Consider the following 6,859-nt stretch of genomic DNA (forward strand, 5'->3'; position numbering starts at 1 on the left):
GGCGCCGGGGCCCCCGCTCACCGGCCGGTCCGCTCGACGCGGGCCGACCGGGCGTCCTTGCTGACCTCGTAGCGGACCGGGATGCGTTCGGCCAGCGCCGGCACGTGGGTGACCACCCCGACCATCCGGTCGCCCCGGGCGGCCAGGCTCTCCAGGGTGGCGGCCACCGTGTCGAGGGTCGCCGCGTCGAGCGTGCCGAAGCCCTCGTCGAGCACGATCGACTCCAGGCTCGCCGCGGTGGTGGACATCCCGGCGAGCTGCTCGGACAACGCCAGCGCCAGCGCCAGCGACGCCTGGAACGTCTCGCCGCCCGACAGCGTGCGCACGCCCCGCCGCAGCCCCGCGTCGTGGTGGTCGACGACGAAGAACTCGCCCTTGTCGTGGACCAGGTCGTACTGCCCGCCGGAGAGCTCCCGCAGGATGCCGGAGGCGCCGTCGACCAGCAGGTCCAGCGCCTCGGCCAGCAGCCAGCGCTCGAAGTTGTTGGCCCGCAGGTGCCCCGCGAGGGCCCGGGCCACCTGCGCCTCGCGCTCGTAACCGGCCCGCTGCTCGCGCAGCCCGCCGGCCTGCTCGCGGCGGCGCTCCAGCTCGCGCAGGTCGGCCTCGGCGCGCTCCAGGGCGCGGTCGGCGGCGCGTACCGGATCGTCGGCGGCCGGCAGCCCGGCGGCGGCCAGGATGCCCGCGATGCGCTCGCCGACGTCGGCGGCCACCGCCTCGGCCTCCGCCACGGCGGCGGCCCGCCCCGCCCGCTCCGCGCGGCGGCGTTCCGTCTCCGCGCCGGCCCACCCGGTGAGCGCGGCCCACGCCGCGCCGAGGTCCTCGCGGTCGGCGGCCGGCGGCCCGAACCGGGCCAGCCCGTCGCGGGCCGCGTCGAACGCCCGCCAGGTCGCGCGCAGCCGCTCCTCGGCGGCGTCCACCGCCGCCCGGGCCCGCCGGGCCGCCTCCCGGCCGCCCCGCACCGCCGCCGCCGACTCCTCCAGCGCCCGCCGCAGCCGCGCGTGGTCGTCGAGCTCGCGGCGCAGCACCGCCGGCTCGGCCGCGCCCGTCAACTGCGCGTCCAGCTCGGCCAGCCGGGCGTCCACCTGGTCCTGCCGGGCCCGCGCCCGCACCAGCACCCGCTCCAGCTCGCGGGCCGCCGTGTCGCGCTCCTGCACGACCGCCTGGGCGGCCTTGGTGGCGGCCCGCGCCGCCCGCCCCGCCGCCGTCGCGGCGGCGACCGCCGAATCCGCCGGCACCGCCGGCACCCGAGCCACGGTCTGCTCGCAGACCGGGCAGGCCGCCCCGGCGCGCAGGTGCGCCCGCAGCGCCACGGCCTGGTCGGTCGCCTTGGCCTCCTCGTGCGCCCGGAAGGCGGCCTCCAGCTCGGCCTCGGCCCGTTCGGCCGCCGCCCGCGCCTGCGCCAGCGCCGCCACCGCCGCGCCGTGCTCGGCCTGCGCCCCGGTCACCGCCGCGCGGACCGTCTCCGCCTCGCCGGCCAGCTTCTCCCGGTCGGTGTACGCCCGCAGCAGCAGCCGCAGCGCGCTCTCGTCGCCGGCGGCGGCCAACTCGCCGCGCAGCTTCTCCTCCCGCTCCTCGGCCAGCGACACCGCCGTCGCCGCCTCGTCGGCGTCGGCCCGCGCCGCCGCCACCGCCCGGGCCACCTCGGCCACCCCGTCGGGCGCGCGGACGGCGGCGAGGACCGCCAGGTCGGCGTCGAGGGCGGCCAGCGCCGCGCCCGCCTCGCGCGCCGTCGCCCGGGCCGCCGCCAGCTCCGGTACGGCCGCGGCCACCGCCCCGACCAGCTCCCGCATCCGGTCGGCCTGCCCGGTGGCGGCCTCCAGCGCGGCGTCGTCGACGTCGGCGAGCCCGGCCAGCGCCTGGTCGACCGCCTCCAGCTTCGCCTCCGCCTGCGCGGCCCGGGCGGTCGCCTTCTTCTGCACCTCCTCGTAGACCCCGAGGCCGAGGAGGTTGACCAGGATCTGCTGGCGGGTGGCCGGCTTGGCGTGCAGGAAGTCGGCGAACTGCCCCTGCGGCAGCACCACGCAGCTGGTGAACTGCTCGTACGGCAGCCCGACCGCCTCCAGCACCGCCTGCTCCATCTCGGCGGGGGTGCCGGCGACGACCTCGCCGAGGTCGTCCGGGCTCAGCCCGGTGTCGAGCTTGGTCACGTCGAAGCCGGCCGGCATGAGCTGCAAACCGGCGTTGGCCGTCTTCACGTTGCCCCGGCCGTCGCGGCGGACCACCCGGGTCGCCACGTAGCGGGCGCCGCCGGACTCGAAGACCAGCCGGACCCGCGCCTCGGTGGCCGACGGGGCGAGGGCGTTGGTCAGCCCCCGCGTGCCGCCCCAGCGGGGGACCGTGCCGTAGAGGGCGAAGCAGATCGCGTCCAGCACCGTCGACTTGCCCGAGCCGGTCGGCCCGACCAGGGCGAAGAAGTCGGCGTCGGTGAAGTCGATCGTGGTCTCGTCCCGGAAGACCGTGAAGCCCGCCATGTCCAGCCGCATCGGTCGCATCAGCGGTCGGCCTCCTCGAAGAGCTCGTCGAAGAGCTCCCGCACCCCGTCGTCGGTGTGCCCCCGGCTGTCCAGGTAGTCGGCGAAGAGCTGCCGGGGCGAACGCCCGGCCCGCTGCGCCACCCGGGTGCCGCTGCCCGGGGCGGGCACCAGCTCGGGGTCGATCCGGATCTCCAGGGCGCGGGGGAGCAGCTCCTGGACCTCCTCGCGCAGCCCGGCGCGCGGCTGCTCCCGCACGAACACCCGCAGCCAGGCGTCCGGCGCCTCCAGCTCGGCGAGCTGGGCCAGGGTGCCCCGGACCGTCCGCAGGGTGGCCGCGGCGACCACCGGCACCTCGCGGACCTGCGCCGCCGTGGTCGCCGTGACCTCGACGACGGTCACGGACGGCACGTTCTCCTGCTCGCCGAAGTCGACCGCGAGCGGGCTGCCGCTGTAGCGGATCGGGCAGGGGCCCTGCACCCGCTGCGAGCGGTGCAGGTGGCCCAGCGCCACGTAGTGGGCGGTGCCCGGGAAGACGGTCGCCGGCACCGCGTAGCCCAGCACGGTGTGCGCGTCGCGCTCGCCGCCGCCGGTGGTCGCGCCGACCACGGTCAGGTGGGCGGTGACCAGGTGCACCCGGTCGGGCTCGGTGAAGCTCTCGGTCAGCCGGCCCAGCACCCGGCCCAGGTGGTCGGCGTAGGTCTGGGTGGCCTCGGCGGCGGTCAGCTCGTACATCTCCACGGCCCGGATGGCGTAGCGCTGGGAGAGGAACGGCAGGGCGGCCAGCCGCCAGCGCTCGCCACCGGCGGTGGTGCCGTCGATGACGTGCTCGTCCGGATTCTCCCGTACGCCGCCGCGCAGGGTGATCCCGGCGGCCTCGGCCCAGGGGCGCAGCGCGTCGAGGGCCTGGCCGTTGTCGTGGTTGCCGCCGATGGCGACCACGTCGGCGCCGGTGCGGCGCAGCGCGGTCAGGGCCCGGGTGACCAGCCGGGTGGCCTCGGGCGTCGGCGCGGCGGTGTCGTAGAGGTCACCGGCGACGATGACCAGGTCGGGTCGCTCGGCGCGGGCGACGTCGATCACGCCGGCCAGGACCCGCTTGTGCTCCTCGGCCCGCGACTGCCCCTTGAGGACCTTGCCGACGTGCCAGTCGGAGGTGTGCAGGATCTTCACGGGTTGCCTCCTGCCCCTAGAACGGGATGTCGTCGTCGCTGGCGCCGCCGCCGGAGCCGACCACCGCGAACGGGTCGACGGCCTGGGTGAGCGACCGGAGCGTCTCCGACGGGGCCCGCCCGGCCTCGGAGACCCGGGTGGCCCAGGCCGGGAACGGGAACTCCAGGCACAGCGGCACCGGGATGTCGGGCTGGTTGACGAACATCGTGCCGGGCTTGGCCAGCAGCGCGCGCTGGCGCTGGGCGGGCGGCAGGAAGCCGTATTCGGGGCGGGACGCCTCGGCCGGGTCGAGCCGGCCCACCACCCGGATCGCCGAGTTGGTGACGATGCGCCGCTCCACCTCGCTCGCCGTCTGCTGGGCGCCGACCAGGATCACCCCGAGCGAGCGGCCCCGTTCGGCGATGTCGAGCAGCACCTCCTTGATGGGGGAGGAGCCCTCGCGGGGGGCGTACTTGTTGAGCTCGTCGAGGACGACGAAGAGCAGCGGCTTGGCGGTGCCGGCCTTCTCCTTGCGCTCGAACTCGCTCTTGAGCGTCACGCCGACCACGAACCGCTGCGCCCGGTCGGGAAGGTTGTGCAGGTCGACCACGGTGACCTGGGCGCTCTCGGCGGTGTTGATGCTGTGCGGGCGGCGGGTGGCCAGGTCGCCCCGGATCAGCCGGGACAGGTCCTTCTTGCTGCCGATCAGCCGGCGGGCGAACGCGTTGACCGTGCCGAGCCCGACCGCGCTGCCGGCCCAGTCGGAGCGCGTCTCGTCGTCGTTGAGCTGCTCGACGACGTGGTCGACCAGGTCGGCGTAGGAGCCCAGTCGCACCCCGTCGATGCTCACCCCGCCGTCGGCGGGCTGGGCGTGCCGGGCCAGGTGGGCGGCGACCGAGTGCACGACCATCGTGTATTGCTGGCGCTCGTCGTCGGCGTCGGCGAAGACGTAGGGCAGCAGGCGGTCGGCGCAGAACTCGGCGAGCGTCCAGTAGAAGCTGTCCACGCCGGTGAGGCGGCTGCTCACGTCGGGCGTGCCGGAGGAGTCGCCGACCCGGGGCGGGGCGTAGACCCGCACGTCGGGGAACGCGCCGGCGCTCAGGCCGAGCTTCGCGTACGCGGCGCGGGTGGTGTCGTCGAGCCGGGTGTTGGGGTGGTCGAGGAAGAGCAGGTCCTCGCCCTTGACGTTGAAGATGAGCGCCTTGGCGTTGACGGCGTCGCCGCCGAGCACCCCGGAGCGGAAGACCGAGTAGAGCAGGAAGGTGGCGAAGCTCGTCTTGGTGGCGACGCCGGAGATGCCGGAGATCGACACGTGGGCGCCCCGGCTGCCGTCGAGGAAGTCGGCGTTGAGGTAGACCGGCACCCCGTCGCGGCCCATCCCCATCGGGATCCGCCGTTCCATCCGGTCGAAGTGCAGCGCCCGGGCCCGGGCGTCGCCCTCGGCGCGGTGCACCACGGCGCCGGGCGACGGCGGCACGTAGAGCTCCGGGTCGACCCGGGTGGTGGTGATCTCGGCGGCCTCCTGCACCTGGGCGGGCAGCGTGCCGTCGGCGATGGCGAAGACGTCGGAGTCGAACTGGGCGCCCTCGTGCCGGGCGCGCACCTGGGTGACCACCCCGGCGATCGTCACCGGCTCGCGGTCGGGCAGCTCCCGCCGGGTCACCACGACGTCGTCGAGCTGCAGGTAGCTGCCGGGGGAGACCGCCGTCCAGAACTGGAGCGGGGTGGCGTCGGCCGTGCCCAGCACCCGGCCGACCTCCTCGCCCGGGCCGTCGAACCCGTCGTCAGTCATCGGGCAACTCCGGTCGGCTGGTCGTCGCGGTCGGGGCACACGCCTGCATCCTGCCCGAGGAGTACGACAGGTTGCCACGCGACGCGGCGGACGCCACGCGTCGGGCCGACCACCCCGTCGCAGGGTGCCCGACCGGCCACGCTCAGTCGCGGGCGTAGCGGAGCATGAGGACGCCGTCGGCGGCGGCGAGCACGTGCCGCAGCGGCAGGTGGCGTACCCCGCTCGGGTCCCCGGCGGTGATCCGCCCCGGGCCCGCCCCGGCCAGCAGCGGGGCGACGGTGAGGCAGACCTCGTCCACCAGGTCGGCGGCGGTGAGCGCGCCGAACAACCGCGGCCCGCCCTCGCAGAGCACCTGGTCGAAGCCGCGGCGGCGCAGCTCGGCCAGGCCCGCGGCGAGGTCCACCCGGTCGTCGCCGCAGCGCACCACGTCGGCGACGTCGGCCAGGCCGGGCGGCGCCGTCGCGTCGCCCCGGGTGAGCACCACGGGCCGCGTCGGCGCGTCGGCGAACGCGGCCTGCGCCGGGTCGAGGTCGAGGGAGCCGGAGACGACGACGAGGGTCGGATGTTCCGGCAGGTCGTGCTCCCGGCGCCACGCCCGGCGCCGCTCGTCGAGGCGGACCGCGCGGTAGCCCTCGTGCCGCAGCGTGCCGGCGGCCACGACCAGCGCGTCGCAGAGCATCCGCAGCAGGCCGAAGACGCGCTTGTCCGGCTCGCCGGAGAGCCCGGCGGAGTAGCCGTCGACGGAGACCGCGCCGTCGACGCTGGTCACGAAGTTCACCCGGAGGTGGGGGCGGTCGGCGCGGCCGTAGCGCGCGACGAGCGCGGCGTCGTCCAGCGGCTGCGCCGACGGCTCCGGCCACAGCGCGGAAATCGGGATTCCGACGCTCATTCGCCGGCCGGACCGGTGACCGGAGGGGTGGGTCGGGGGGTACGGTGCTGGCAGTCGCACCAGTTCCGGCCCGGACACTCGTCGTGCCGCCTGGCCCGGCACGCTCGGCAGATCATGCCCGCAGCTTATGCCGAGGAAGGATGGGACAGCATGCCGCGTCAGATCTTCCAGCTGAAGATCTCCCTGGCCGGGGTCCGGCCGCCGGTCTGGCGGCGGGTGCTCGTCCCGGGCGGCTACACCCTGGACCGGCTGCACCGGGTGGTGCAGCACGCGATGGGCTGGCGGGACTGCCACCTGCACTCGTTCGACATCGAGGGCCGGCAGTACGGCGAGCCCGACCCCGACGGCGAGCTGGCCCTGCGCGACGAGCTGGACGTGCGGCTCGACGCGGTGGTCGGCAAGGGCAGCCGGTTCCGCTACACCTACGACTTCGGCGACTGGTGGGAGCACGACCTGGTGGTGGAGGACGCCTTCACCGCCGACCCGGACGAGCGCTACCCGTCCTGCCTGGGCGGGGAGCGGGCGTGCCCGCCGGAGGGCGTCGGCGGCCCGGTCGGCC

At 76.1% G+C, this 6,859-nt stretch carries 5 protein-coding genes; 1 reads left to right on the top strand and 4 read right to left on the bottom strand.

Going from position 1 to position 6,859, the window contains the following annotated elements:
• Positions 1–17 precede the first annotated feature (17 nt).
• The 4 genes from ACWENR_RS15175 to ACWENR_RS15190 form a co-directional block, all read right to left on the bottom strand.
• A complete protein-coding gene (locus ACWENR_RS15175) occupies positions 18–2,492 on the bottom strand; it encodes an AAA family ATPase (RefSeq protein WP_452277594.1) in 2,475 nt (824 codons plus the stop codon).
• Complete coding sequence (locus ACWENR_RS15180) at positions 2,492–3,640, bottom strand: exonuclease SbcCD subunit D (protein ID WP_452277595.1); 1,149 nt, start codon at positions 3,638–3,640, stop codon at positions 2,492–2,494. Before ACWENR_RS15180 ends, ACWENR_RS15175 begins: the two co-directional genes overlap by 1 nt.
• A gap of 16 nt (positions 3,641–3,656) precedes the next feature.
• Complete coding sequence (locus ACWENR_RS15185; RefSeq protein WP_452277596.1) at positions 3,657–5,411, bottom strand: ATP-binding protein; 1,755 nt, start codon at positions 5,409–5,411, stop codon at positions 3,657–3,659.
• A 142-nt stretch (positions 5,412–5,553) separates the two neighbouring features.
• Positions 5,554–6,300, bottom strand: coding sequence for a pyrimidine reductase family protein (locus ACWENR_RS15190; protein WP_452277597.1), 747 nt, complete (start codon positions 6,298–6,300; stop codon positions 5,554–5,556).
• Positions 6,301–6,450: 150 nt separating this feature from the next.
• On the opposite strand from ACWENR_RS15190, the gene ACWENR_RS15195 reads away from it, so the two are divergent.
• On the top strand, positions 6,451–6,859 hold a 409-nt coding region (locus tag ACWENR_RS15195), incomplete at its 3' end, for a plasmid pRiA4b ORF-3 family protein (protein ID WP_452277598.1).

The organism is Micromonospora sp. NPDC004336 (genome assembly GCF_053602615.1).

Bases quoted from the DNA above. Each gene is read 5' to 3' on its own strand.
- ACWENR_RS15175 (WP_452277594.1), bottom strand. From the start codon at position 2,492: ATGCGACCGATGCGGCTGGACATGGCGGGCTTCACGGTCTTCCGGGAC.
- ACWENR_RS15185 (WP_452277596.1), bottom strand. From the start codon at position 5,411: ATGACTGACGACGGGTTCGACGGCCCGGGCGAGGAGGTCGGCCGGGTG.
- ACWENR_RS15190 (WP_452277597.1), bottom strand. From the start codon at position 6,300: ATGAGCGTCGGAATCCCGATTTCCGCGCTGTGGCCGGAGCCGTCGGCG.